An 846-nucleotide genomic window follows, 5' to 3' on the forward strand; every position below is an offset into this window, starting at 1 on the left:
AGCCACACACACTACAACAAAGACCAGCAGTACAACATTGGTTTTAATATCCGCCAAAACCTACCCAGCCAATCAAACGCCGTCGGCTTCATCTATGGCGAACCCGATTGGAACGGCAAATGGCGTGTGTACAGTTTAAACGCCAGTGCCAGTGTGCCATTTAAAGTGAACAACAGCAGCTGGAAATACAGCGGTACACTCAAAGCTCAATACGCCAATCGTCCTACACCAAGCTCTGAGTTGTTCAGCTTGGGTAGTCGTTACACCGTCAGAGGGTTTGATGAGTCTTTCTCAATCAGTGCTGAGGATGGATTGCTCCTGCGCAACGAAGTTGCCTATCTGTACGGTGCTAACAAACGTCAGCAGGTCTATCTCGGTTTAGATTGGGGCAAGATCAAAGGTCCCGCGACAGAGAACGCCATAGCCACCACTTTAGCAGGCGCGGCCATCGGTGTGCGTGGTAACTATGTCGGCATCAACTATGACTTATCGGTGGGTTATCCACTCAAAAGCCCTGAGTTTTACCAAGGAAAGCGCAAGCCCAGTGTGTATGGCAGTATAAGCTACCAATTTTAACCAGCATCGCATCAGACAGTCATCAATAAAATAGATCTATAGGAATACTATGAACAACCAAACCTACAAACTCATCTTCAGTAAAACCCGTGGCATGTTGGTCGCGGTATCAGAGCTGGCAAGCCGCGATGGTAAGGGCATTGGTCAAGGCCAAGTGGGTCAGATAGGTTCAGACGATACACGAGACACATCGAATCAGGCGTTTGGGTTCAGTACGATTCAGTTAGCGACCAAACTGCTGCTCGGCAGCGCATTGATTGTGGGCACGGC

2 protein-coding genes are annotated in these 846 nt (G+C 49.1%); both read left to right on the forward strand.

Annotated features, from left to right (window positions below; all coding sequences use genetic code 11):
• Positions 1-576: ShlB/FhaC/HecB family hemolysin secretion/activation protein (locus IE082_RS11090; protein ID WP_189493970.1), on the forward strand; the 576-nt coding region annotated here is incomplete at its 5' end.
• A gap of 49 nt (positions 577-625) precedes the next feature.
• Positions 626-846 (forward strand): ESPR domain-containing protein (locus tag IE082_RS11095; RefSeq protein WP_189493971.1); only part of this gene is annotated, 221 nt, incomplete at its 3' end.

The sequence above is a fragment of the Formosimonas limnophila genome, from assembly GCF_014652675.1.
GTDB classification, from domain to species: domain Bacteria; phylum Pseudomonadota; class Gammaproteobacteria; order Burkholderiales; family Burkholderiaceae; genus Hydromonas; species Hydromonas limnophila.